The following is a 25468-nucleotide window of genomic DNA, read 5'->3' as shown; positions in this document are numbered from 1 at the left end:
ATTTGTGTCTATGCGTCTGTCTAGGACGGACGGAATTCCCCGAGCATCGCCACGAACATGTCGTTCCATGTGCGCGGCTTCGCCTTGATCGTGCCCACCATGTACAGAAAATCCACGTACTCCATCAACTGCTCGGGCCAGACCGAAAAGCGCGACTCCGGCGCAGAGAGCGTCTGCACTACGTGCTCGCGCGACGCGCCGAAGCCCGACGAATCGACATAGATCTGCGCCGCGGCCGCCTTGTCCTGCGCGATCATCCGGTTCGCCTCGTCGAGCGCGTGAAGGAACGCTCTTGCCAGCGCCGGCTCGGTATCGACAAGGCGCTTGGGCGCGAACACCACGTCGAGCGTGAGCGGCCCGAGCACGTCGACCGAATTGACCACGCGGTGGATGCCCGGCTGCTGCAATTCCAGCGTCGAGAATGGCGGCGACGCGAAATGCGCGGTAATGCCGCCCTCGCGCCGGATCAGCGACTGCATGGCCTGCGGATGCGGCAGGCCGACGGTGATCGAATCGAGCTGCGCGAAGTGCTGCGGCCCGAGCAGCTTGCTCGCCACCATTTGCAGCACGACGGCCGAAAGCGAGGTGCGAATGCCCGGCACCGCAATGCGGTCGGCGCTCGTGAAGTCGCGCAGCGTCGCGATCTGCGGCCGGTTCGTGTTGAGCGAGAGCGCCGTGGCCGAAAGACCGCTGATGCCGATCACCTCGACGTTCGGTATGCCGCGCGCCCGCGCCCACAGTTCGATGAAGCCGGGCGCGCCCACGGCGGCGAAGTCGAGCGTGCCGGCCATCATGGCGTCGTCTACCGAATTGCCGCCGTCGAGCCTCACCCACTCCACGCTCACGTCCGCGAGCCCCTGGCGGGCCGCATGGCGCTCGAACAGGCGCGCCTTTTCCATCACGAGCAGCGGCAGGTACAGCAGCCCGTAGCCCTTCGAAATGCGCACCGTGCGCGGCGTGGCCCGGACCCAGGCAGGCGCGAGCCCCGCGGCAACGGCAGCCACGCCAAGCCCCGCCGCAACGAGCGCGCGCCGACGCGGTGAAGGCCGCGGCGCCTTCACGCGCATCTTGCCGTCTCCGGTGGTTCGTGTCGTAATCACGTCGCTCTATCTTCCATGGTTCGCGAGATTACCGGGCGAGTCTGAGAAAATGCTGAGAAACACGCAGAGTAGACCTCGGGGAAAACCCGCAATCGCACCCATGAAGATTTTGGCAGGAACCGCATCATGCGCATTCTGGTGGTAGAGGACGACGCGGAAATCGGCGCGGCGGTCCGCAGCCGCCTCACGCGCCTCGGTCACGCGGTGGACCTCGAAGCGAACGGCGCCACGGCGAACAGCCTGCTCGGCGTGGAGCGCTTCGACCTGGTCGTGCTCGACGTGATGCTTCCCGCCATGGACGGCTTCGAGATCCTGCGCCATCTGCGCGCGGCGGGCTCGACCACGCCGGTGCTGCTGCTCACGGCACGCTCGGCCATCGACGACCGCGTGAGCGGCCTCGGCCTCGGCGCCGACGACTACCTCGTCAAGCCGTTCGATTACCGCGAACTCGAGGCGCGCGTGCAGGCGCTCCTGCGCCGCAACAGCGGGCACGCGAACGATGTGGTGAGGCTGGGCGGTCTCGCCATCGACCGCAGCAGCCGGCTGGCCGAACTCGACGGCAAACCGCTTTCGCTCTCGCGCCAGGAGTTCGCGCTGCTCGAAATCCTCGCCAGCCGTCCGCAACGTATCTTCCCAAAGGAAGAACTGCTGAATCAGTTGTTCAGCTACGGCAACGAGCCGACCGCGAACGCGGTCGAACAATACGTCACGCGCCTGCGCAAGAAGCTGCAGGGCAGTTCGGTCGAAATCCGCACGGCGCGCGGCATGGGATATCAAATTGCCGCGCTTTGACTGGTTCCCGAAAACGCTGCTCGGCCGCACGCTGCTCTTCATTGCGCTGGTGGTGGCGTCAGGCGCGGCGGCGCTCGCGGGTATCGCGCGCTATTACGCGGGCGTCGCGTCCGAGCGCGCCTACGACCAGCTGCTTGCGGGCGCAACCATCCAGGTCGCCGAAAACCTCTACGTGCAGGGCGGCGTGCTCGCGCTCAATCCGCCGGTGGCGGCGCTCTCCACGCTCTCGCGCTATGACGTCGTCTACTACAAAGTGGTCGACGCGCGCGGCCTGGTCGTCGCGGGCTATGGCGACCTTCCCGGACCGACCGATACAACGAGCGCGATGCGCGCGCGCCAGGGTCCGACATTCGCGAACGCGCGCTACCAGGGTGAGCGCGTGCGCACGGCGACCATCGGGCGCTACATGCCGGACGCGCGACCGCCCGGCTGGGCCCTCGTCACGGTCGCGCAGACCACGCACGCGCGCCAGCAGCTCACGAACGACATGAGCCTCAAGGTCTGGACGCTGATTCTGCTGATGAGCGTGCTCGCCATCGGCGCGAGCGGACTGGCGATCCGGCGCGGCCTGCGCCCGCTCGCGCAGATCGAGCAGATCATCGCCGCGCGCGACCCGGCCGACCTGCGGCCCGTCGCGCACGACACGCCAAGCGAAATCAACGCGCTGATCGGCGCCATCAACGGGCTGATCGGCCGGCTCGCTGAGCGCATGACGGCCATGCAGCGCTTTATCGCCGACGCCGCGCACCAGATGCGCACGCCGATCGCGCGGCTGGACGCGCAGATCGAGCTGCTCAGCACCGAGTCCGATCCCGCGCGCCACGCCGCGCGGCTCGAAGCGTTGCGGGCCACCTGCTCGGACGTGGGCCGGCTCACCGGCCAGTTGCTCAATCACGCGATGGTGATTCACCGCACCGAAGTGGTCCCGCTGCAGCGCGTGGACCTCGCAAAGCTCGCCAGGGAAGGGCTGGGCCGCACCATTCCGCTCGCCGACGAGCGCGACGTGAAAGTGGCATTCGAGAGCAGCGCGCCGCAAGTCTGGATCGCGGGCGACCCAGTGAGCCTGCAGGAAGCGCTGTCGAATGTGCTGCACAACGCGCTACTGCACGGCAAGGCCGACGATATCGTCGTCACCGTGAGCGCCTCGCCGGAGGCCGTTACGCTGACCGTGACCGACAACGGACGCGGCATTGCGCGCGAACACTGGGACGCCGCGTTGCGGCCGTTCGAGCGCATCGGCCAGGAAGGCGCGGAGCGCACGACGGGCTCGGGCCTTGGGCTCGCCATTGTGCAGGCGGTGATGAAGGCGCACGGCGGCCGCGTGAACTTTGCGTTTCCCGCCGGGGGCGGCTTTGCCGTGGTGCTGACGTTTCCTCCCGCGGAAGGCGAGCCGCCGCCCGCTACGCCACTGTGAACGCCTCGCGAAAGCGTTGCAGCGCGAGTTCGGCGTCGCCGCTCGCCCAGGCTTCGAGGCCGATCGTGCCGTGATAATCCAGCGCGGCGGCGCGCGCGCAGTACATCAGTGCTCTGAAGGATGCGCCCGCGCATACATGCGCAACGCCAGCCAGCATACCGCCGCGCCGATGCCGCCCACCACCCCGCCGAAACTGCCAACCCACGACACGCCAAAGCCGTTGGCAATATGGTTGCCAAGCAGTGCGCCCGCGCCGATCCCCACGTTATAGAGGCCGGAATAGATCGAGACCGCGAGATCCGCGGCTTCGGGCGCGAGCTTGAGCACCCACGCCTGCATGGCAAGGCCGAAGGAAACGATCGCCCCGCCCCAAACCAGCGTGTGAACGGACAACGTGACGATGCTCAGCGCGGCGGGAAACAGCACGAGCAGGCACACGCACACGGCGACCACAGCCGCTTGCAGGAACTGCGCCGGATCGCGCGGATAAAGGCGATTGAAGAAAACGGCCGCGGGAATGCCGGCACTGCCGAACAGGATCAGGATATAGGTGATGCGTTGACTGCTTTCGTGGCCCACGGTGTGAATGAAGGGCTCGATATACGTATACGACGTGAAGTGCGCGGTCACGACGAGTATCGTGAGCAGATAGAGGGAGGCCAGCATCGGCTTTCTGAACAGCACGGGCACGCTGCTGAACGAGCCCGTTTGCTGGCTCGGCAATACGGGCAGCATGATGCGCAACATGAGCAGCGCAACCGCCGCCGCGCCCGCAATGACGAAGAAGGTCTGCCGCCAGCCCAGCGTCTCGCCAATCACGCGCCCAAGCGGAATGCCCGCCACCATGGCGATCGAGGTGCCCATGCCGAGCATGGCGAGCGCGCGGCTCTTGTTGCCGGGGGGCGCGAGCCTCACCACCAGCGAGACGGAAATCGACCAGAAGATGGCGTGCGCGAAGGCAATGCCGATCCGGCCCACCATCAGCACCGTAAAGTTCCACGCCACGCCCGTCACGATATGGCTGACGACGAAGAGCGCGAATATCCAGGTCAGCAGCTTGCGGCGTTCGACGTTGCGCGTCATCAGCATCAGGGGCAGCGACGCCACGGCCACCGTCCACGCGTAGATCGTCAGCATGAGGCCGACGTCGGTCGGCTTCATGTGCAGGCTGTCGCCAATGGCGCTCAGCAGCGCGACGGGCACGAATTCGGTCGTGTTGAAGATGAAGGCCGAGAGCGCCAATACGAGCACGCCCCACCAGGCGTGCCCGGACGAGACCGGTTCAGGCGTCGACATACGAGAGATGCGGGAATCGATAAAGGGCGATTATCGCGTATCGCGCGGTATGCGATGCCTGAACCGTGCAGTGCCTCTTCTGGCCCTCGCCGCAACCTGCGCGGGCCGGCGCGCTCATTTCACGGCTGCGGCTGCATGCTTCGGCCGCGCAAGCCGAACGCAAACGCGAGCGCCGCCGAGACGAGCAGCGTCGCGCTGACGAAATACAGCCCCAGCGAATAGTCGCCGCTCAGGTCGCGCAGCCGGCCAATCACCATCGGGCCGATCGTGCCGCCGATGAGGCTGCCCATCGCGTTGATGATCGCAATGCCCGCAGCCGCGGCAGAACCCGAGAGAAACTGCGTGGGCATGCTCCAGAGCGGCGGCTTCGCCGCGTTGATGCCGAAGTTCGCGATCGAAAGCCCAATGATCAGCACAATGGCGTTGGCGGCGTGTCCGGACATCAGCATGCCGATACCGGCCGCGAGACACGCAATCGCAACGTGCAGGCGCCGTTCGTTCGTGCGGTCCGAGTTGCGCGCCCACAGCACCATCGTCACGACCGCGAACAGATTCGGAATCGCGTTCACAAGGCCCAGCTCGAAGTAGCTGAAGCCGAAGCGGTGAATGATCATCGGCGCCCAGATGCCGATGGCATAGAGTCCGGTCGACGTGCCCGCATAGACGAGCGCGAGCAGCAGCACGCGCGGGTCCTTCACCGCGCCCCACACGCTCGACTTGCTCTGCGCCGCCTTCGCTTCGCGTTCGCGCCGCATTTCGCCGCTCAGCCACTCGCGCTCGGTGGGCGCGAGCCACTGCGCGTCCTCGGGCCGGTCAATCAGATAGAAGTACGAAACGATCCCGAGCAGCACAGTGGGCGCGCCCTCGACGAGGAAGAGCCATTGCCAGCCGTGCAGATGCGCCACGCCCTCCAGGCTCATGAGTGCGCCCGAGATCGGCGAACCGATCATGTTCGAGAGCGGCGCGGCGGTCATGAACATTGCCGTGACGAATGCGCGATGGCGCGCGGGAAACCAGAAGCTCAGGTAGAGAATGATGCCGGGAAAGAAACCCGCTTCGGCGAGACCGAGCACGAAGCGCAGCGTATAGAAGCTATAGGGGCCGGTGACAAACGCCGTGGCCGCGGAAAGCAGACCCCATGCCACCATCAGCAGCGCGATCCATCTGCGGGCGCCCACGCGCTGCAGCGCGAGGTTCGACGGCATGCCGGCCGCGATATAGCCGACAAAGAAGATCCCCGCGCCAACGCCGAACATGGCCTGCGTGAGCCCGATGTCATGATTCATCGTGAGCCCGGCGAAGCCGACGTTCACGCGGTTCAGAAAGCTCAGGAAATACAGGACGATGATGAACGGCGTGATGCGTCGTGAGACCTTGCGCACGACGCTGGGCTCCAGCGCGGCGGCGTCCTGCGGATGGACTGCGGCAATGTTCATGGGTGTCTCCATATGGGGGCGCACTTGCCGCGCCTGGCGGTAAGCGCGCTCCGGTGCCGTTGCGCGCGTCGCACGAACGGTCTGGTTATGAATATGGGTTATCCGCGCTGCTGCTGCGCCGGCAGGTCGATGCGGCACCACGGCTGCGCGGCCCAGTGTTTCGCCTCGAATGCATCGATCGCCTCCTGTTGGCGCAGCGTCATGCCGATCATGTCGAGCCCTTCCACGAGCATCTGCTTCTGGCGCGTCGGCAGCGAGAACGCGTAGCGCTCGCCCGAAGGCGCGATCACGACTTCGTTTTCGACATCGATCGACACGTGCTTGTCGTCGCCGTCCGCGATCTCCGCGACCAGCGCCTCGACCTGTTCCCGCGGCAGCGTGACGAGGAGCAGCCGGTTGTTCGTCGAGTTGAAATAGAAGATCTCGCCATAGCTCGGCGCGATCACGGCTTCGAAACCTGCCTGCTGCAGGCCCCACACGGCGTGTTCGCGGCTCGATCCACAGCCGAAGTTCGAGCCGCCGATGAGCACCTTCGCGCCGCGATACTCGGCGCGATTGAGCACGAACGTCTCCCGCGCGCGGCCATCGGCATCGAAACGCAAGTCGTACAGCAGCCCGCGCGCGAGTCCCGACTTATCGATGCCGAGCAGAAACTGCTTGGGCATGATCTGGTCGGTATCGAGGTTGTTGACCGGTAGCGGCGCGGCAACGCCCGAGATCATGAACGGCTTAGCCATGTACAAGCTCCTTGCGAATGTCGACGATGCGGCCCGCTATCGCGGCGGCGGCGGCCATCGCGGGGCTCATCAAATGCGTTTTGCTGTCGCGCCCCTGGCGCCCTTCGAAATTGCGGTTCGTCGTCGACGCACAGCGCTCGCCCGGCGCGAGCACGTCGTCGTTCATCGCGAGACACATCGAGCAGCCCGGCTGGCGCCACTCGAAGCCCGCGTCGATCAGCAGTTGCGCAATGCCTTCGCGCTCGGCCTGGTCGCGCACCATGCCCGAGCCCGGCACGACCATCGCGCGCACGGTCGTGGCCACCTTGCGGCCACGCACGACCTGAGCGACGGCGCGCAGATCCTCGATGCGTGCGTTCGTGCAGGAGCCGATGAACACGCGGTCGATGGGCGTGCCCTCGATCGGCGCGCCTGCGGCGAGGCCAATGTAATCGAGCGCCTTGTGCAGCGTCGCGGCGTCGAGACCCGCGCCTTCGGCGGCCTCGGGAATGCGGCCGTCCACCGGCAGCGCCTGGTCCGGGCTCGTCCCCCATGTCACGTAAGGCGCGACGCGCGCGGCGTCGAAGCGATGCTCGATATCGAACTGGGCATCGTCATCGGTGCGCAGTTTCGACCACGCGCTGCACGCGGCGTCGAGCGTCCTGGCGTCGAGGTCGCGGACCTTGCCGGCCACGTAGTCGAGCGTCGTGCGATCCGGCGCGATCAGCGCGGCGCGCGCGCCCGCCTCCACGGTCATGTTGCAGAGGGTCATATGTGCCTCGGCGGAGAGCCCGGCGATCGCTGCGCCCGCATATTCGACGGCGTAGCCGCGCGCGCCCTGCGCGCCGATCTTCGCAATGATGTGCAGCACGAGATCCTTCGATGTCGTTCCCGCGGGCAGCGCGCCGTCCACCACGATGCGCATGTCCTTCGCGACGCGATAAACGAGTGTCTGCGTCGCCAATACGTGCTCGACTTCCGAGGTGCCGATGCCGAACCCGAGCGCGCCCAGTGCGCCGTAGGTCGTCGTGTGGCTGTCGCCGCACAGCACGACCATGCCGGGGCGAATCAGACCGATCTCGGGCGCCACCACATGCTCGATGCCCTGTATGGGATCGTGGATATCGAACAGATGAATGCCCTGCTCCACGCAGTTGCGCGTGAAGTTCGCGGCCTGCTTCGCGGCATCGACGATCTCGATCGTGCGCGCGGCCACGGGCACGGGCTTGCTGGGAATCACGTGATCGACCACGCCCATCTGCTGGCGCGGGCGGCGCACGCGCAGGCCCTTCTCACGCAAGCCCGCGAAAGCTTGCGGGCTCGTGTACTCGTTCATGATGTGCAGATCGGCGTAAAGCAGAACGTGCTCGGCATCGATTATCGATACGGTGTGCGAATCAACCAGTTTCCGGTAAAGCGTTTGTGAGGACATGATGAAGCCCGACTGAATAATGACGAACGAACGGATCAGCGCTGGAGAAACGGCAGCACGCGTTCGAGGAGCAACTGTGGCGCTTCTTCCGCGATGTAGTGGCCGCACGCCAGAGCCTCGCCGCTCACACCGGCGTTCCAGCTACGCCACTGCGCCAGCGGATCGAAGCACTGGCCAACCGTGCCATGCGCGCCCCACAACGCGAGGAACGGGCACGCGATGCGCTTGCCCGCCCCCAGATCCGCGCGGTCGTGTTCGAGGTCGATGGTGATCGACGCCCGATAGTCCTCGCAGATGCCGTGTGCCGTCGCCGGGTCCGAGAGGCAGCGCAAATACTCCGCGTAGGCCTCGGGCGCGAATGGCGCGAGCCCGGCGCTGCGCGCGCCCATCGTCTGCTTCAGATACAGATCGGGGTCGGCGCGGATTAGCGTTTCCGGAAACGGCGCCGGGCGCACGAGAAAAAACCAGTGCCAGTAAGCGCGCGCGAATTCGAACGACGTCTGCTCGTACATCGCAACGGTTGGCGCGACGTCGAGCGTAATGAGCTGGCTGACCGCGTCGGGATGATCGATCGCCATGCGCGCGGCGACGCGTCCGCCCCGGTCGTGACCCATCACCGCGAACGATGTGAAGCCGAGGGCGCGCATGAGCGCAACCTGATCGAGCGCCATGCGGCGCTTCGCGTAGCTGGCGTGGTCGGGCGTGCCCTGCGGTTTGCCGCTGTCGCCGTAGCCGCGCAGGTCGGCGGCAACTACCGTGAAGTGTTCCGCGAGCGTCGGCGCCACCTTGTGCCAGATGGCGTGCGTTTGCGGATGGCCGTGCAGGAGCAACAGCGCGGGGCCGCGTCCGCCCTGGATTGCGTGAATGCGAACGCCTTCGATGTCTGCCGAAGCGTCTGTGAAACCGTCGAACATGCTTGTCTCCCGAGGTTGCATGCAGTCTAATTGATGCCTTGGGCGATTGGGTTTCCGCAAAAGCAATCCGGTCGTAACTTTCAGGAACGAATCACACAAGCCAACGGGAGCGGCGCGATGGACGCGTTTTCCGATCTGAATCTGTTTGCGCTCGTAGCACGCAACCGCAATCTGGCGGCGGCGGCACGCGAGCTGGGGGTCACGCCGCCCGCCGTGAGCAAGCGGCTCGCGCAACTGGAGCAGCGCCTTGGCGTGCGGCTTGTGAACCGCACCACGCGGCGTCTTTCTCTCACGCCGGAAGGCGAGCTTTATCTCGCGAACGGCTCGCGCATCCTCGACGAACTCTCGGAACTGGAACAACTCGTCACGCGCAGCCGCGGCGAACCGGCCGGGCTGCTGCGCGTGAACGCGTCGTTTGGTTTTGGCCGCACGCATGTCGCGCCAGCGGTGTCCGCCTATGTCGAGCGCTTTCCCTCGATGAAGATTCAGCTGCAGTTGACCGAGCGGCCGCTCAGTCTTCAGGAAGAAGGCTTCGATCTCGGCATCCGCTTCGGCGAGGTGCCCGACGCGCGCATCAACGCGCGTTTGCTGCTGAAGAACCGGCGCGTCGTGTGCGCGTCGCCGGCGTATTTGAAGCGGCACGGCAAGCCATCGGCGCCGCACGATCTCACGCGCCACGCGTGCATCGTCCTGCGCGAAAACGACTCGGCATACGGCACCTGGCACTTCACGCGGGGCAAGCGCACGGAAACCGTGAAGGTCGATGGCGCACTGTCGAGTAACGACGGCAGCACCGTGCTGCGCTGGGCACTCGACGGTCGCGGCATCGTCGTGCGCTCGCAGTGGGAAATCGGCGAGCCTGTCGAGCGTGGCGAACTCGTGCCGCTGCTTACGGATTGGGCGCTGCCGAACGCCGATATTCACGCGATCTATCTCGAGCGCAACAAGCTCTCCGCGAAGCTGCGCAGTTTTGTCGAGTTCCTCGGCGACTACCTGCGCGATGCAGTCGGCGTGGAAATCGCCTAGCCGGGCGCGGCGCCGTTGAAGCTCACAAGCCGTCTGCAAACATCCGCGGCGCAGAGCGGATTTCAGGCCGCACAGCTTCGCGGCATCGCTCTGGCGTTCTCTCTATACTGACCCGCGTGCCCCCTGCCTCTTTCCACGACGCGCAGGTGCCGGCACGTTCCACCCGCATCGCCCCTCCCTGGACGCCGCCAAACACCGCCGCGCGAAGCGCGACCGCGCGCGCCAACGCGCCGGCGTCTGCCTGCTTTGTGATGCTGTAAAAGAAACTGGAGAGTTTCCATGAGCACCTTCACCACCCGCGATGGCACGTCGATCTATTACAAGGATTGGGGCAGCGGCAAGCCCGTCGTTTTCTCCCACGGCTGGCCGCTTACCGCCGACGCCTGGGACGCGCAAATGCTCTTTCTCGTGCAAAACGGCTTTCGCACGATCGCGCACGACCGCCGCGGCCACGGCCGCTCCGATCAGCCCGCCAAGGGCAACGACATGGACACCTGGGCCGACGATCTCGCCGACCTGCTCGACAAGCTCGACGTGCAGGACGCCACGCTCGTCGGCCACTCCACGGGCGGCGGCGAAGTCGCGCGCTACATCGGCCGCCACGGCACGAAGCGCGTCTCGGGCGCGGTGCTGATCGGCGCGGTGCCGCCCATCATGATCAAGAGCGAGAAGAATCCGGGCGGCCTGCCCAAGGATGTGTTCGACGGCATCCGCAAGGGCGTGATCGACGACCGCTCGCAGTTCTTCAAGGACCTGGCCGTGCCGTTCTACGGCTACAACCGCAGCGGTGCGAAGGTCTCGCAGGGCGTCATCGACTCGTTCTGGCAGCAGGGCATGTGGGGCGGCATCCTCGCGCTGCACGACTGCGTCCACGAGTTCTCCGAGGTCGATTACACGGAAGACCTCGAGAAGTTCGACGTGCCCACGCTGATCCTGCACGGCGACGATGACCAGATCGTGCCGATCGACGACGCGGGCAAGCTCTCCGCGAAGATCGTCAAGGACGCGACGCTCAAGATCTATCCGGGCGGCCCGCACGGCATGTGCACGACGATGGCCGGTCAGGTCAACGCCGACCTGCTCGCGTTCCTGAACCGCAAGTAGCGGGGTCCGGCGCGGCGTGCCCGCTTAACGCGCGCACGCCGTGAGCGCCTCCACGTATTGCGCCTGCCACGCCGGGTCTTGCGCGAACGCCGCGAGATCCGCGTGCAGATCGTTGGCGTAGGCGTTCACGCACGCGCGGTTGTTCGCCTCTACGGCGCGTGGCATGACGAGAATCGCCGCCACCACGCCGCCCACCGCCAGCCCGGCGATCGCCACGCCAATCGCCCAACGCCAGGCTTCCTCCCCCGTCCCTTTTAGCGCCGCTTCGTTCATCGCTCTTCTCCTTATTGATTAGCAAGACAATTATTGGATGTTTAAAAAAGGCGCGAACGCCTTATGCGAGTCCCTTGCGTATCTTGCGCATGCCGGTGACCGTCGACTCGAAGAGGTCCGGACCCACTTGCGCGCGCAGGCGCCGCGCGACTTCGGCGCTCGCGCCGTTGATCGGGCCGTCGAGCGCCGTGCCGCTCGCCGTGGGAAAGAGTCCCCATTCGCGGCCATCGGCCTCGCCCTGGCGGCGCTCGAGCAAGTCCTTCTCGCTCAGGTTGTCGACGAGACGCGTCGCCGTGGGCCGCGCGATGCCGAGCGTTTGCGCGACATCGCTCGCGAGGCACCCGGGCTTCGCCAGCACGACGCGCAGCACGAAGCCTTGCGCGGGCGTGAGGCCGAACGGCGCATAAGCGGCACTCCACTCGCGCTCGACGAGCCGCGCGAGCGCCGACGAATTGAAGTAAAGACAGTGATCGAACATGGGGGAATGAAACCACGAATTGGTTAGCAAGACAACCGTTATCGTAAGTTTCAGCGAGCCTTGCGGGACAAAATTCTTATATAAGACTCCCCGAGTCTCTTCTCTTTTCACAAGGGTCTTTACCAGCTTGACAGTCAATCAAGGGTGCGATCCATAAAACTTCGGAGCCGTTACCGGATCGCCGGTATCGCCTCGCAAAGCCTTATGCAACGGGGCTCCGGCGCCGAAACGTTTTCAGCGCGCGGCCGGCCGATCAAGGCAAACGCGCCGACTTTCTGGTCAATTAACATTGCGCAACAGCTTTCCACAATATGAAATATAGGCAAGGTTGGCCCCCGGCCCGCTGCAAATTCAGGCAAAATCCAGGTGTTTCGCCGACTGCGCGCAGCCGGTGGTGTTATCACCCCGTTTTTGAACCCCGCCAAGAAGCCGATGAGTACCCAGCAACCCACCATCATCTATACCCTGACCGATGAAGCGCCGCTGCTCGCCACCAGCGCGTTTCTGCCGATCATCCGCACCTTCGCTGCGCCGGCCGGCGTGAACGTCGAGACCAGCGATATCTCCGTTGCGGGCCGTATCCTCGGCGAGTTCCCGGAATTCCTCACGGAAGAACAGCGCGTGCCGGACAATCTGGCCGAACTGGGCCGTCTCACGCAGTTGCCGGAAACGAACATCATCAAGCTGCCGAACATCAGCGCATCGGTGCCGCAGCTCGTCGCCGCGATCAAGGAACTCCAGGGCAAGGGCTACAAGGTCCCTGATTTCCCCGAAGATCCGAAGACCGACGAAGAAAAGGCTATCCAGAAGCGCTATTCGAAGTGCCTCGGTTCGGCCGTGAACCCGGTGCTGCGCGAAGGCAACTCGGACCGCCGCGCACCGCTCGCGGTCAAGAACTACGCGAAGAAGCACCCGCACAGCATGGGCGAGTGGAGCATGGCTTCGCGCACCCACGTCGCGCACATGAAGCACGGCGACTTCTACCACGGTGAAAAGTCGATCACGAACGACAAGGACCGCGAAGTCCGCATGGAGCTCGTGACGAAGGCCGGCGAAACCATCGTGCTCAAGCCGAAGGTCAAGCTGCAAGCCGGCGAAATCGTCGACAGCATGTTCATGAGCAAGAAGCACCTGCTGGCCTTCTACGAAGACCAGATGGAAGACGCGCGCAAGACCGGCGTCATGCTCTCGCTGCACGTGAAGGCGACCATGATGAAGGTTTCGCACCCCATCGTGTTCGGCCACGCCGTGCGCACGTTCTACAAGGACGCGTTCGCCAAGCACGCCAAGCTGTTCGAAGAACTCGGCGTGAACGTGAACAACGGCCTCGTCGATCTCTACACGAAGCTCGAAAAGCTGCCGGAATCGCAGCGCGAAGAAGTCATCCGCGACATGCACGCATGCCACGAGCACCGTCCGGCGCTCGCCATGGTCGACTCGGCCAAGGGCATCTCGAACCTGCACGCACCGAACGACGTGATCGTCGACGCGTCGATGCCGGCCATGATCCGCGCAGGCGGCAAGATGTGGGGCGCCGACGGCCGCCCGGCCGACACGAAGTGCCTGATTCCGGAAAGCACGTTCGCGCGCATCTACCAGGAAATCATCAACTTCTGCAAGACCAACGGCGCATTCGACCCGCGCACGATGGGCACGGTGCCGAACGTCGGCCTGATGGCGCAGAAGGCTGAAGAGTACGGTTCGCACGACAAGACGTTCGAGATCACGCAAGACGGCACGGCGCGCATCGTCGACAACGCCTCGGGCGAAGTGCTCGAAGCGCTGACGCAGCCAGTCGAGCAAGGCGACATCTGGCGTATGTGCCTCGTGAAGGACGAGCCGATCCGCGACTGGGTCAAGCTCGCCGTCACGCGCGCGAAGAACTCGGACACGCCGGCCGTGTTCTGGCTCGACCCGTACCGTCCGCATGAAAACGAAGTGATCAAGAAGGTCGAAACGTACCTGAAGGATTACGACACGAACGGCCTCGACATCCAGATCATGTCGCAAGTCCGCGCCATGCGTTACACGCTCGAGCGTGTGATCCGCGGCCTGGACACGATCTCGGTCACCGGCAACATTCTGCGCGACTACCTGACCGACCTGTTCCCGATCATGGAACTGGGCACCTCCGCGAAAATGCTCTCGATCGTCCCGCTGATGGCCGGCGGCGGCATGTACGAAACGGGCGCCGGCGGCTCGGCGCCGAAACACGTGCAGCAGCTGGTGCAGGAAGACCACCTGCGTTGGGACTCGCTCGGCGAATTCCTCGCGCTGGCCGTTTCGCTGGAAGACCTCGGCATCAAGACGAACAACGCGCGCGCCAAGCTGCTCGCGAAGACGCTCGACGCCGCCACCGGCAAGCTGCTCGACAACAACAAGGGCCCGTCGCCGAAGACCGGCGAGTTGGACAACCGCGGCAGCCAGTTCTATCTCTCGATGTTCTGGGCGCAAGAGCTGGCCGCACAGAAGGACGACGCGGAACTCGCGGCACACTTCGCGCCGCTGGCGAAGGCATTGGCCGAGAACGAGCAGAAGATCGTGGGCGAGCTGGCCGCGGTTCAGGGCAAGCCGGTCGATATCGGCGGCTACTACAAGCCGGACTTCGCGAAGCTCGCTGAAGTCATGCGCCCGAGCGCGACGTTCAACGCCGCACTCGCAGCCGCTGCGAAATAAGTAATGGAAACCGTCCCCGTGCATTGCGCGGGGGACGTTCCACCAAACGAATCGAGCCTCTCACATCGCTGTGGGAGGCTCGATTTTTTTGCGCGGCTAATTGTGGCGGCCGATATCAGGCGGCGAGTTTTTGCTCGAGCGGCCGATCGTCCCGCGTCGGATCTCTCTCTTCGAGGGCAATGCCCGGCTTTACGTTACAACGATCGGTTGCCAGAGCCACAGCAAGATCCAGAAGATGCTTGCCCGAATCCGCATGACCCAGATGAGGCGGCATGACCTCTTCAATCCGGTCCGTGTCGATGGCCCGAGGGATCTGCGCGAGTAAATCTGCAATCAGCGTCTGTCGCCTGCGGAAGGCAGCACGCCGGTTTGACGGAACCTCGCTGACGTCGCGGTGATGCAGACGAAGCGGCAGCACATACCGCCCATTGCGTTCGACGCCACCCAGTTCCTGCCAGAAACCATCGTAGTCCGCGTGTATCTGAGCCCGCCTGGAATCGGAGACGTGCGTCTTCTTCGTCACGCCGGTCAGCATGTCCACCCCTGCCATCCTGGACAATACGCAGACCGCCTCCATGACAGCAGCCTTGGGCCGCAATCCATGGCATGCACGCGTCGCCTCGCGCACCCGCTCCCTGGCCGCGCCGGATGGCCCTTGCAGGCCGCCGATTAGCGCCCCGATTTTCCCCGATTCGGCGTGCCACTCGAAACTGATTGTCGCCCACGCAAGATCGACGCGATCGACCACGTCGCGCCAGGCGACGCTCAGCAACCCTTCGCGCCAACAACGTACCGGCTCGCTCACGACGATGGCGTACCTTCCGCTCGACGCCAACGTCACGTCTGCTGAATTCAGATAAAGACTGCGCACCAAATCCTCGCCGAAGCGTTCCCGCACGACCCGAAAATGTCCGCACAGTAGCTCGGCACGCGCGCAGGCACGCATGTCCGCCTGGACGAAGCGGCGAAAAGGGCGGTCAAGATAGCGGCGGTTACGGACGACAATATCGGCAAGCAGGGAGTTTGCCGCCAATGCACTCAGCCAGACGCGTGCCGCAAACGGGTGAAGCAGTGCGTACATGAGCACACGCCCCCTCCGAAACAGGGCGCCAGGACTTCTCCCAGGAATAACCCTCGCCAGCAAGCGGAAAATCTCGGAAATCGATTTCATTGTCCGCGATCCGTTTTCATGAATGGCCAAAATGCGAAGGCAACCGATGCAGCCGTGACGGCGTTGCGACTGGCGTTCGATGACGATCCGAATGCCGGTGGGTGGAATATGCTGCGCAAATGCATCGCAGTCCTTATAAAAAATTGCCTCACTCACCGATCTTCGATACACGGGATGTCACACAGCAGTCGTTCGGTCAGCCAGTACGAACGCTCTTACGAGGGTTTGACCAGCTGTCGAGGTCATGAAACATATCACAGTATTACGAACCGTTACAGATTTTTTCAACCGAGGGCGCTATCGTTATATTTTTGCAAGCCTTATGAAACCATCAAGCAACCGCACGGTCCAGTCCAGGGCTTGGCCGACCTCCAGCGCCGCTTCCCGTTTCGCGCGAATCCGTGATGCGCCGGCGAAAAAAAACCGCTCCGAGGAGCGGCTTCAGACTGCTGAATGCCGGGCGCGAAGCCCGTTGCAAATTCAATCGTCCAGCAGCGAGAGATCGCGCACGGCGCCTTTGTCTGCCGACATCACGAGCTTGGCGTAGGCCTTCAGAGCCGCCGACACCTTGCGCGGACGTACCTTCGCCGGCTTCCAGCCACGGGCGTTCTGCTCTTCGCGGCGGCGCGCAAGTTCCTCGTCCGGGACCAGCACGTTGATCGTGCGGTTCGGAATGTCGATGCGGATCTTGTCGCCGTCGCGTACGAGGCCGATTGCGCCGCCCGCCGCCGCTTCCGGCGAGCAGTGGCCGATCGAGAGGCCCGAGGTGCCGCCCGAGAAGCGGCCGTCGGTCAGCAGCGCGCACGCCTTGCCGAGGCCCTTCGACTTGATGTAGCTCGTCGGGTAGAGCATTTCCTGCATGCCGGGGCCGCCCTTCGGGCCTTCATAGCGCACGATCACCACGTCGCCGGCCTTGACCTTGTCGGCGAGGATGTTCTCCACCGCTTCGTCCTGCGATTCCGTTACGTGAGCCGTGCCTTCGAACACGAGGATGCTGTCGTCCACGCCTGCGGTCTTCACCACGCAGCCGTCGAGCGCAATGTTGCCGGTCAGCACGGCGAGGCCACCTTCCTTCGAGAACGCGTGCTCATACGAGCGGATGCAGCCTTCGGCGCGGTCCGAGTCGAGGCTCGGCCAGCGCGTGTTCTGGCTGAACGCAACCTGGCTGGGAACGCCAGCCGGGCCGGCCATGTAGAACGTCTTGACCGCTTCGTCCTGCGTGCGGGTGATGTCCCACTGCGCGAGCGCGTCGCCGAGCGTCGGCGTGTGCACGGTCGGCACGTCGGTGTGCAGCTTGCCGGCACGCGCCAGTTCACCCAGGATCGCCATGATGCCGCCGGCGCGGTGTACGTCTTCGATGTGGTACTTATTCGTGTTCGGCGCGACCTTGCACAGCTGCGGCACGACGCGCGAAAGGCGGTCGATGTCGGTCATGCCGAACTCGATGCCCGCTTCCTGCGCAATGGCCAGCAGGTGGAGGATGGTGTTGGTCGAGCCGCCCATGGCGATGTCGAGCGTCATGGCGTTTTCGAACGCCTTGAAGCCCACCGAGCGCGGCAGCACGCGCTCGTCTTCCTGCTCGTAGTACTGGCGCGCGAGTTCGACGATGCGGCGGCCGGCGCGCTTAAAGAGTTGTTCACGGTCCGCGTGCGTGGCGACCACGGTGCCGTTGCCCGGCAGCGAGAGGCCCAGCGCCTCGGTCAGGCAGTTCATGGAGTTGGCCGTGAACATGCCAGAGCACGAACCGCAGGTCGGGCAGGCGGAGCGTTCGACTTCGGCCACTTCGGCATCGGAGTACTTGGTGTCCGCCGCGATCACCATGGCGTCGATCAGGTCGAGCTTCTTGACCTCGATAGCCTTCGTGACCGGGTTCGCGAGGCGCGTCTTGCCCGCTTCCATCGGGCCGCCCGAGACGAAGATCACGGGGATGTTCAGGCGCATGGCGGCCATGAGCATGCCCGGGGTGATCTTGTCGCAGTTCGAGATACAGACCATGGCGTCGGCGCAGTGCGCGTTGACCATGTATTCGACCGAATCCGCGATGATGTCGCGGCTCGGCAGCGAATACAGCATGCCGTCGTGGCCCATGGCGATGCCGTCATCGACGGCGATCGTGTTGAATTCCTTGGCCACGCCGCCCGCGGCTTCGATTTCGCGCGCAACGAGCTGGCCGAGGTCTTTCAGGTGCACGTGGCCGGGCACGAACTGGGTGAACGAGTTGACGACCGCGATGATCGGCTTGGCAAAGTCTTCGTCTTTCATGCCGGTGGCGCGCCAGAGGGAGCGCGCACCTGCCATGTTGCGGCCGGCGGTGGAAGTTTTGGAACGGTATGCGGGCATTGTGGCTGTAGGAGAAAAATCGCAGAAAGGAAGCGGGCCACGGGAATAAAGGCCCCACGCACGCCCTTGCGAACAACCTCTTGAGCTGCGCTCTGGGCAAAGCTTGCGATTATCCCACACGCATGGGCGCTCCGCTGGATCGGCCGGCGGCGGTCGTGGCGGGCGGGCAGTACGCCCAGAGAAGCATCGGCCGTTTTCTCAGGGTTGCCGAACCTTGCCGAATCCACACGCCTGCACCACTATTCTGCGTCAGACCCGCGTGACGGAGAGAACCCATGTCCCTGCAGAACATCAAGCACGTCGTTGTCGTGATGTTCGAAAACCGTTCGTTCGACACAATGCTTGGCGGCTTGTACATGAACGGCAGCAGCCCCACGCATTTCCTGCCCGCCGCCAGCGCGGAACAGCCATTCGACGGGCTCAAGGCGGGCCTGAGCAACCCGACGAAGGCGGGCGGCACCATCGCCGCAACCACGCCGGCCACCACGGCCACGCTGCCCGACCCCGATCCGCAGGAGACGTTCGCAAACGTGCGCGTGCAACTGCTCGGCAACGCGGCAGGCGCAACGCCCATGTCCGGCTTCGTACAAGACTACGAAACGACCGCGACGACGGACGCGAGCCAGGTCATGCAGTGCCACAGCCCCGAGCAACTGAAGGTGCTTTCGACACTCGCGCGCGAATACGCCGTCTGCGACGCCTGGTTCGCCCCCGTGCCGAGCCAGACCTGGCCGAACCGCGCCTTCGCCCACGCGGGCACGTCGAACGGCCACGTCGACAACGGCGCGCCGCCGGACCCGTTCGACTGGCAAGTGCGCACTATCTTCAACGTGCTGGGCGACATGGACACGAGCTGGGCCGTGTACAGCGCTGCGCTCGTCGCGCCCTCGCTCACGCTCACGATGTTCCCGACGTTATGGGATGCGAAATATAAGGCGAACTTCCAGCGCTTCAGCAACTTCGTCTCTGCCTGCCAGAGCAACACGCTGCCACAGTATTCGTTCATCGAGCCACGTTTTCTGCTCGATCCCAACGACCAGCACCCACCACACGATGTCTATGCGGGCGAGAGCTTTCTCTACGACATCTGGCACGCGTTGAGCACGTCGCCCGCATGGCCCGAAACGCTGCTCGTGATCACCTACGACGAGCACGGCGGCACCTACGACCACGTGCTGCCGCCCGCCAGCGCCGTGGCGCCCGATGCCGCGAGCAATCCCGGCGACCAGAACTTCGCCTTCGACAGTTTTGGTGTGCGCGTGCCGGCGGTCGTGGTGTCGCCGTATATCGCGCCGGGCACCGTGTTCCGCTCACCCGGCGCCACACCCTACGATCACACGTCGATTCTCGCCACACTGCGCGACTGGCTCGGCATCGCGCCCGCCGACATGCTCGCGAGCCGGCGCGTCGCGGCCGCGCCCACGCTCGCTCCATTGCTCACCCTGGACACGCCGCGCACCGACCTGCCGGCTATCGCCGCGCCGCCCGCTTCCGGATTCATCGCCACCAATCTCGCCCGCCCGCTCAACGACCTGCAAAAGAGTCTCGTGAGCGGCACGGCGCGGCGCTCGGGGCTCGACCCCGCAGCCACGCTCGGGACGATGCCGACCCGTCAGCACGCGGTGGACTTCTTCCACAACCTGCTTTCGTCCGACCAACCCTGAGCCGACCAAAAAATCACCGGGCAGGCAAGGCCGCCTCAGGCTTCGCCCAGCCCTTCCTGCGAAATCAACGCGAGCAGCACGTCCGAAAACGCGTTGGCGGCGAGCGTGCTCGATGCGCGCCGCCGCCTGAGCAGCGCGACGGTGCGCTGTGGCAACGCCGGCGTGACGGGCAGCGTGACGAGCCCGCGATGCTCGCGCAGCACCGCCGAAGGCAGCAGCGTGGCGAGCGTGCCATCCTTCACGAGTTTGAGCACCGTCCCCACCGAGTTGGCTTGCAGCATCACCCGCGGAATCAACTGGTGCGCACGGAAATAGGCATCGGCGAAGCGTCGCACCACGAAGTCGGGGCTCAATAGCGCAAGCGGCATCGTCCCCAACTGCTCGGCCGTCACTTCCGCGCGGCGGCGCGCTAGCGGATGGCGCGTGGCCACGAGCAGCGCCATGTGCTCGGCAAAGAGCGGACGCACTTCGATTTCGTCGGAGCGCACATCCGTGAAGCCGATGCCGAGATCGAGTTCGTCGCGCTCGAGTCCGCCTTCGATATCTTCCAGCGGGCGCTCGCTCACCTCGAGCGCGATAGCCGGGTGCGCTTCGCGAAAGCCGCGCAGCGCCGGGCCGATCAGATATTCCGCGAAGGTCGGGGTATAGGCGAGCCGCAGCAGACCGCGCGTGAGGTCGCGCACCTCGTTGAGCGCGCGCTTGCCGGCGTCGAGATGCGCGAGCGCCTGGCGCGCGTGTTCGATGTACACGCGCCCGAATTCGGTGAGGCTGATGGCGCGGCCGCTGCGGTCGAACAGCGCGCCGCCGAGATCGTTTTCCAGCTGGCGGATCTGCTGTGAGAGCGCCGGCTGCGAGACGTGCAGCACTTCGGCCGCGCGTGTGAAATTCTTCAACTCCGCTACGGTGAGCACGTAGCGTATCGAGCGAAGCATCAAGATGGCTGCCTCCCGTGTGTCTCCGGTTTTTTTCATAAGGCGCGCTTATCGTGACGATCCGAATATCGTCTTGGACGTGGACGCGCGCCCTGCGCAAAATGGATTGCGATGGCGGCGATGCGGTGCGCAGTACGCGCGGCATCGGCCGCCGGACTCCATTCTACCGGGGGACAAACGGATGTTCGAGTCGATCTGGATGAGCGTGATGGCGGTGTTCGCAGGCTCGTGCCTGACGTTTCTCATCGCCGTCCTGCTGCCGGAACCCGTCGTGGCCAAAGGCGCCCGGGGCGGCCTGTATGCCGGGCTCGGCAAAGACGATGAAAGCGTCGCGCGCACGGACCAGGCGCGTACGCGCCGCTTTCGCGCGCTGCAAACGTGGCGCGCAGGCGGCCGTGCCTCGCAGAGCCACACCGAAGCCGCGCCGCGCCCCTTCAATAGACGTCGCGCAGGTAGCGCTTGTCCCGTCCGAGCGCACTGACGTAGTCGTGTGCGGCCTCGGCGCTCATGCCGCCATGGCCCGCCACCACCTCCCTGAGCGCCGCATCCACGTCCTTCGCCATGCGGCTCGCATCGCCGCACACGTAGAGGTGCGCCCCTTCCTGCAGCCACGCCCATAGCTGCGCGCCCTGCTCCCTCATGCGGTCCTGCACATAGACCTTATCGCTCTGGTCGCGCGAAAACGCGAGGTCGAGCCGGTCGAGGTGGCCGTCCTTGCGCATTTGCTCCAGTTCGTCGCGGTAGTAGAAGTCGGTGGCCGCGTGCTGCTCGCCGAAGAAAAGCCAGTTGCGGCCCGTGTCGCCGCGCGCCTGCCGCTCGTGCAGGAAGGCGCGGAAGGGAGCGACGCCCGTGCCGGGACCGACCATGATCATCGGCGCGTCGCCATTGCGCGGCGGCCGGAAATGCGTGCTCTTCTGCACGAACACCGGGACGCTGCCCTCCTGCGCACGGTCGGCGAGGAAGGTCGAGGCCACGCCTTTGCGCTCGCGGCGGCCGTTGTTGTAGCGCACGGCCGAAACGGTCAGATGCACTTCGCCCGCATGGGCCTTCGGGCTCGACGAAATCGAATAGAGCCGCGGCTGCAGGCGCTTGAGCATGCCGAGCAGTTCCGGCGCGCTCATGTCGACGGGATATTCGTGGAGCACATCGGCGAACTGCTGGCCCCAGAGCCAGTTGCGCAGATCGCCCTTGCGTGTTTCGTCGAGCATCTCGGCGAGACCCCGTGAGCGCGTGCGGGACGCAATGAACGCGAGCGCATCGGGGTTCGGGCGCGCGATCTCGTAGTGCTTGCCAAGCGCCTCGCCAAGGCGCATCTCGCCGTGGCCACTCACGGCGACCGGCGTGTCGGCGGCGAGGCGCGTGAGGTCAAGCAACTCGTCGACGAGCGCGGGACAGTTGGTGGGCCAGACGCCGAGCGCATCGCCCGCCTCATAGTCGAGGCCCGCCTCGCCCGTTGCCAGCGAGAAGTAGCGCGTGTCCTTCGTCGCGCCCTTCATATTCAAACGCACGTTCTTCAGCAGCTTCGAGGCGGCTGGACGCGCCTTCGTCGCCGCGCAGCCGGGCAGCACCTCGGGAAACGAACCGTCGGCGGGCACCGCGTGCAGCGCCGCATCCTCCTGCTTGATGCGCACGACAATGCGCTCGAGCCATGCGTCGGCAGTGCTCTGGTATTCGCTGTCGCAATCCACGCGCTCCATGAGGCGCGTGGCGCCCAGCGCTTCGAGGCGCGCGTCGAGCTTGCGCCCGTGGCCGCAGAACGCGTCGTAGTTGCGGTCGCCGAAGGCGAGCACGGCGAAGCGCAGCGAGGCGAGGCGCGGCGCGTTTTCTGCCGCGAGCGAGCCCCAGAAGGCTTCGCCGTTGTCGGGCGCGTCGCCGTCGCCGAACGTGCTCGTCATCAGGAGGACGTATTGCGCCGTGGCGAGGTTCGCGAGCGGGTAATCCGTCATGCAGGCCGTGCGAATCTCGAAGCCCGACTCCATCAGTTGCATTGCGTATTGCTCGACGAGCGATTCGACGTTGCCAGTTTGCGAGGCCCACAGCAGCACGACCTTGGGGCGCGTGTGGGCGATGCGCACGCCATGCGGCTTTTCTTCGGGCGCGCCCGGCGCGGTGAGCGCAGTCGTACGCGCGACGGGCTCGCCGCGGCTGAACAGCCCCGCCAGCAGGCCGTCCAGCCATACGCGCGTGTCGGCGGGAAACGGCGCGTGCACGGGCAGCATCGGCACGCCGACGGGCTCGGCGGCCCGCAACGAGCGCAGGCCGCCGACAAAGCCCGCGAGATACTGGCGTTGCGCGTCGCCCAGTTGCGGCGGGGCGACGTCATCGAGACCGAGTAGCGTCGAAAAGGCATCGATACGGGACATGTCGAGTTCCTGAGACGGGTTGACGGCTTGCGCCCCGCTGGCGTGTTCAGCAGACGCAACGGCGGCATCGGCGGCGTCCGGTACGCGCGTGGTCTCGCGCGGCGCGGCTTGCGGGCCGACGCGCGTGAGCGCGACCGCGCAGAATTTCAATTCGGGCTGCTGGGAAATCGGGTCGATCGCGTCGCTCGTGACTGCGTTTACGCAAAGCTCCTCGCCATACACGTCGTTCCAGTGCATGGGCGCGAAGCAGTTGCCGGGCCGCACCCGCTCGGTCACCACGGCGGGCAGCACCACGCGGCCGCGGCGCGAGCGCACTTCCACGCGATCCTGCGCGGCAATGCCGAGCGCAGCGGCATCCTCGGGATGAATCTCGACGAAGGGGCCCGGGTTGAGCTTGTTGAGCATCGGCACCTTGCCGGTCTTCGTCATGGTGTGCCACTGGTGCTGCAGGCGACCTGTGTTGAACACGACCGGGAACGTGCCATCGGGCAACTCGGCAGGGGCAACATGCGGACGCGCGAAGAACACGCCCTTGCCGTGCGGCGTGGCGAAAGCGATGCGAGGGCGCGTGCCGTCGGCGTTTTCCTTGAGCGTCTGGCTCATGCCGTCGTTCACATAGCGCAGCGGGTTGCGGTCGCTCGCGGCATCCGGTGCGATGGGCCATTGCAGCGGCGTTTCGCGCAGCTTCGCGTAGCTCGCGCCGCGCAGGTCGTAGCCCGTCTTCGGGTTCGCGAAGCGCGTGATTTCGTCGAACACCTCGGCGGCGCTCGCGTAGCTGAATGCCTGCGCAAAACCCATCTCGCAGGCCACGCGCGCGATGATCTGCCAGTCGGGCAGCGCCTCGCCCGGCGGCTCGACGGCCTGCTGCATGAGCGTCATGTTGCGCTCGGAGTTGATCATCACGCCCTCGGCCTCGGCCCAGAGCGCGCCGGGCAGCAGCACGTCGGCGTACTGATTCGTTTCGGTGTCCAGAAAAGCTTCCTGGGCGATCACCAGTTCGGCGGCCTTCAGGCCCGCCACCACCGTTTGCCGGTTCGCGACGCTCGCCACCGGGTTCGTGCAGATGATCCAGCACGCCTTGATCTCGCCCGCCGCCATGCGCGAGAACATGTCGATGGTGCCGCCGCCCACTTTCACGGGCAGCGTGCCGGGCGCGACACCCCAAGCCGCTTCCACGAACGCGCGGTCGTCTTCCGCAAGCACCGTGCGCTGACCGGGCAAGCCGGGCCCCATGTAGCCCATCTCGCGCCCGCCCATTGCGTTGGGCTGCCCCGTGAGCGAGAACGGTCCGCTGCCGGGACGGCAAATCTTGCCCGTCGCGAGATGCAGGTTGCAGATCGCGTTCGTGCTCCACGTGCCATGCGTGCTCTGGTTCAGGCCCATGGTCCAGCAGCTCATCCACTCGGGCGCCTCGCCTATCATCTGCGCGGCGCGGCGAATGTCGTCGACGGCGAGACCCGTGATTTCGGCGACCTTTTCCGGCGTGTAGTCGTCGAGGAACGCGGGCATCGCGTCCCATCCATCGGTGTGCTGTGCAATGAAGTCCGCATCGGTGTGGCCGTTCTTGTGCAACAGGTGCAGCAGGCCATTGAGCAACGCGAGATCGGTGCCCGGCGCGATCGGCAGGAACAGCGACGCCTTCTCGGCGGTCGCCGTGCGGCGCGGGTCCACGACGATGAGTTTCGCGCCCGCCTTCACGCGGTCCATCATGCGCAGGAACAGGATCGGATGGCAGTCCGCCATGTTTGCACCGATCACGAAGAAGAGGTCTGCGCGGTCGAAGTCCTGATACGAACCCGGCGGCCCGTCCGCGCCGAGCGAGAGCTTGTAGCCGCTGCCCGCGCTCGCCATGCACAGGCGCGAGTTCGATTCGATGTTGTTGGTGCGCACGAAGCCCTTGGCGAGCTTGTTCACGAGGTACTGCGCCTCGATCGACATCTGCCCGGAAACGTAGAACGAGAGCGCGTCGGGGCCGTGCGCGTCGAGCGTCGAGCGCAGGCGGCGCGCCGTATCGGCGATCGCCTGCGCGAGCGGCAGCGGCACCGGGTCCTCGTCGCGCGCGTGGCGCACGAAGGCGCGCTCGAGGCGCCCCGACTTGCGCAGCGCCACGTGCGCCGACGAACCCTTCGTGCAGAGGCGGCCGAAGTTGGTCGGATGCTCGGCGTCGCCGGAGATCTTCGCGACCTGGCCGTCCTCGACGTGCAGGATCATCCCGCAGCCTACGCCGCAGTACGGGCAAACGCTCTTTACGCTCTCGCTGCTCATGCGGTCGATCGATATCAGCTAGAAACAGATTCGGGGCGCACGGCGCATCCTGCGCGCCGCGCGTTTGTCACTACCG

At 65.4% G+C, this 25468-nt stretch carries 19 protein-coding genes; 7 read left to right on the top strand and 12 right to left on the bottom strand.

Annotated features, from left to right (window positions below; translation table 11 throughout):
• Positions 1 to 20: 20 nt before the first annotated feature.
• Positions 21 to 1067: an ABC transporter substrate-binding protein gene (locus M3I56_RS27010; protein ID WP_254356595.1), complete on the bottom strand. Its 1047-nt coding sequence runs from the start codon at positions 1065 to 1067 to the stop codon at positions 21 to 23.
• Positions 1068 to 1226: 159 nt separating this feature from the next.
• On the opposite strand from M3I56_RS27010, the gene M3I56_RS27005 reads away from it, so the two are divergent.
• Positions 1227 to 1892, top strand: coding sequence for a response regulator transcription factor (locus tag M3I56_RS27005; RefSeq protein WP_254356554.1), 666 nt, complete (start codon positions 1227 to 1229; stop codon positions 1890 to 1892).
• Positions 1879 to 3306: a sensor histidine kinase gene (locus tag M3I56_RS27000; RefSeq protein WP_254356553.1), complete on the top strand. Its 1428-nt coding sequence runs from the start codon at positions 1879 to 1881 to the stop codon at positions 3304 to 3306. The genes M3I56_RS27005 and M3I56_RS27000 overlap by 14 nt, the downstream gene beginning before the upstream one ends.
• A 105-nt stretch (positions 3307 to 3411) precedes the next feature.
• Here M3I56_RS27000 and M3I56_RS26995 read toward each other — a convergent pair whose 3' ends face one another.
• The 5 genes from M3I56_RS26995 to M3I56_RS26975 all read right to left on the bottom strand — a co-directional run bounded on the left by M3I56_RS26995 (position 3412) and on the right by M3I56_RS26975 (position 9100).
• Complete coding sequence (locus M3I56_RS26995) at positions 3412 to 4602, bottom strand: sugar transporter (RefSeq protein ID WP_254356552.1); 1191 nt, start codon at positions 4600 to 4602, stop codon at positions 3412 to 3414.
• 119 nt (positions 4603 to 4721) lie between these two features.
• Entirely contained in the window at positions 4722 to 6038 is a 1317-nt protein-coding gene (locus M3I56_RS26990) for an MFS transporter (protein WP_254356551.1), read from the bottom strand.
• A gap of 98 nt (positions 6039 to 6136) precedes the next feature.
• Positions 6137 to 6775: a 3-isopropylmalate dehydratase small subunit gene (gene leuD / locus M3I56_RS26985; RefSeq protein WP_254356550.1), complete on the bottom strand. Its 639-nt coding sequence runs from the start codon at positions 6773 to 6775 to the stop codon at positions 6137 to 6139.
• On the bottom strand, positions 6768 to 8186 hold the full coding sequence (gene leuC, locus M3I56_RS26980) for a 3-isopropylmalate dehydratase large subunit (RefSeq protein ID WP_254356549.1): 1419 nt from the start codon (positions 8184 to 8186) through the stop codon (positions 6768 to 6770). The genes leuD and leuC overlap by 8 nt, the downstream gene beginning before the upstream one ends.
• A 35-nt stretch (positions 8187 to 8221) precedes the next feature.
• Entirely contained in the window at positions 8222 to 9100 is an 879-nt protein-coding gene (locus M3I56_RS26975) for an alpha/beta fold hydrolase (RefSeq protein WP_254356548.1), read from the bottom strand.
• A 117-nt stretch (positions 9101 to 9217) separates the two neighbouring features.
• On the opposite strand from M3I56_RS26975, the gene M3I56_RS26970 reads away from it, so the two are divergent.
• Both M3I56_RS26970 and M3I56_RS26965 read left to right on the top strand, forming a co-directional pair.
• The gene (locus M3I56_RS26970; protein WP_254356547.1) at positions 9218 to 10126 is read left to right on the top strand and encodes a LysR family transcriptional regulator; all 909 of its coding nucleotides are present in this window, start codon (positions 9218 to 9220) and stop codon (positions 10124 to 10126) included.
• 279 nt (positions 10127 to 10405) lie between these two features.
• Positions 10406 to 11230, top strand: coding sequence for an alpha/beta fold hydrolase (locus tag M3I56_RS26965; protein WP_254356546.1), 825 nt, complete (start codon positions 10406 to 10408; stop codon positions 11228 to 11230).
• Between the two features lie 24 nt (positions 11231 to 11254).
• On the opposite strand, the gene M3I56_RS26960 is transcribed toward M3I56_RS26965, so the two are convergent.
• The gene (locus tag M3I56_RS26960) at positions 11255 to 11503 is read right to left on the bottom strand and encodes a hypothetical protein (RefSeq protein ID WP_028207161.1); all 249 of its coding nucleotides are present in this window, start codon (positions 11501 to 11503) and stop codon (positions 11255 to 11257) included.
• Positions 11504 to 11564: 61 nt separating this feature from the next.
• Positions 11565 to 11981 carry a MarR family winged helix-turn-helix transcriptional regulator gene (locus M3I56_RS26955; protein ID WP_254356545.1) on the bottom strand — a complete coding sequence of 139 codons (417 nt, stop codon included), beginning with the start codon at positions 11979 to 11981 and terminating at the stop codon, positions 11565 to 11567.
• 432 nt (positions 11982 to 12413) lie between these two features.
• Between M3I56_RS26955 and M3I56_RS26950 the strand changes: the two genes are divergently transcribed.
• Positions 12414 to 14657 (top strand): NADP-dependent isocitrate dehydrogenase, encoded by a 2244-nt coding sequence (locus M3I56_RS26950; protein WP_254356544.1) that lies wholly within the window; start codon positions 12414 to 12416, stop codon positions 14655 to 14657.
• A gap of 115 nt (positions 14658 to 14772) precedes the next feature.
• Here M3I56_RS26950 and M3I56_RS26945 read toward each other — a convergent pair whose 3' ends face one another.
• Together M3I56_RS26945 and ilvD are read right to left on the bottom strand one after the other, a co-directional pair.
• The gene (locus M3I56_RS26945; RefSeq protein WP_254356543.1) at positions 14773 to 15984 is read right to left on the bottom strand and encodes a DUF535 family protein; all 1212 of its coding nucleotides are present in this window, start codon (positions 15982 to 15984) and stop codon (positions 14773 to 14775) included.
• 324 nt (positions 15985 to 16308) lie between these two features.
• Complete coding sequence (gene ilvD, locus M3I56_RS26940; protein ID WP_254356542.1) at positions 16309 to 18168, bottom strand: dihydroxy-acid dehydratase; 1860 nt, start codon at positions 18166 to 18168, stop codon at positions 16309 to 16311.
• A 275-nt stretch (positions 18169 to 18443) separates the two neighbouring features.
• On the opposite strand from ilvD, the gene M3I56_RS26935 reads away from it, so the two are divergent.
• On the top strand, positions 18444 to 19832 hold the full coding sequence (locus M3I56_RS26935; RefSeq protein ID WP_254356541.1) for an alkaline phosphatase family protein: 1389 nt from the start codon (positions 18444 to 18446) through the stop codon (positions 19830 to 19832).
• Between the two features lie 35 nt (positions 19833 to 19867).
• Here the strand turns inward: M3I56_RS26935 and cynR are convergent, their stop codons facing one another.
• Entirely contained in the window at positions 19868 to 20764 is an 897-nt protein-coding gene (gene cynR, locus M3I56_RS26930; protein ID WP_254356540.1) for a transcriptional regulator CynR, read from the bottom strand.
• 4 nt (positions 20765 to 20768) lie between these two features.
• Between cynR and M3I56_RS26925 the strand changes: the two genes are divergently transcribed.
• Positions 20769 to 21245, top strand: coding sequence for a hypothetical protein (locus M3I56_RS26925; protein WP_254356539.1), 477 nt, complete (start codon positions 20769 to 20771; stop codon positions 21243 to 21245).
• Here the strand turns inward: M3I56_RS26925 and M3I56_RS26920 are convergent.
• On the bottom strand, positions 21199 to 25392 hold the full coding sequence (locus M3I56_RS26920; RefSeq protein ID WP_254356537.1) for a bifunctional nitrate reductase/sulfite reductase flavoprotein subunit alpha: 4194 nt from the start codon (positions 25390 to 25392) through the stop codon (positions 21199 to 21201). The genes M3I56_RS26925 and M3I56_RS26920 overlap by 47 nt on opposite strands.
• Positions 25393 to 25468: the final 76 nt, after the last annotated feature.

This window comes from Paraburkholderia sp. CNPSo 3281 (assembly GCF_024206515.1).
GTDB classification, from domain to species: Bacteria; Pseudomonadota; Gammaproteobacteria; order Burkholderiales; family Burkholderiaceae; genus Paraburkholderia; species Paraburkholderia nodosa.
Note: the sequence above shows the minus strand (reverse complement) of the source record. Positions and strands in the feature narration are given on the sequence as shown.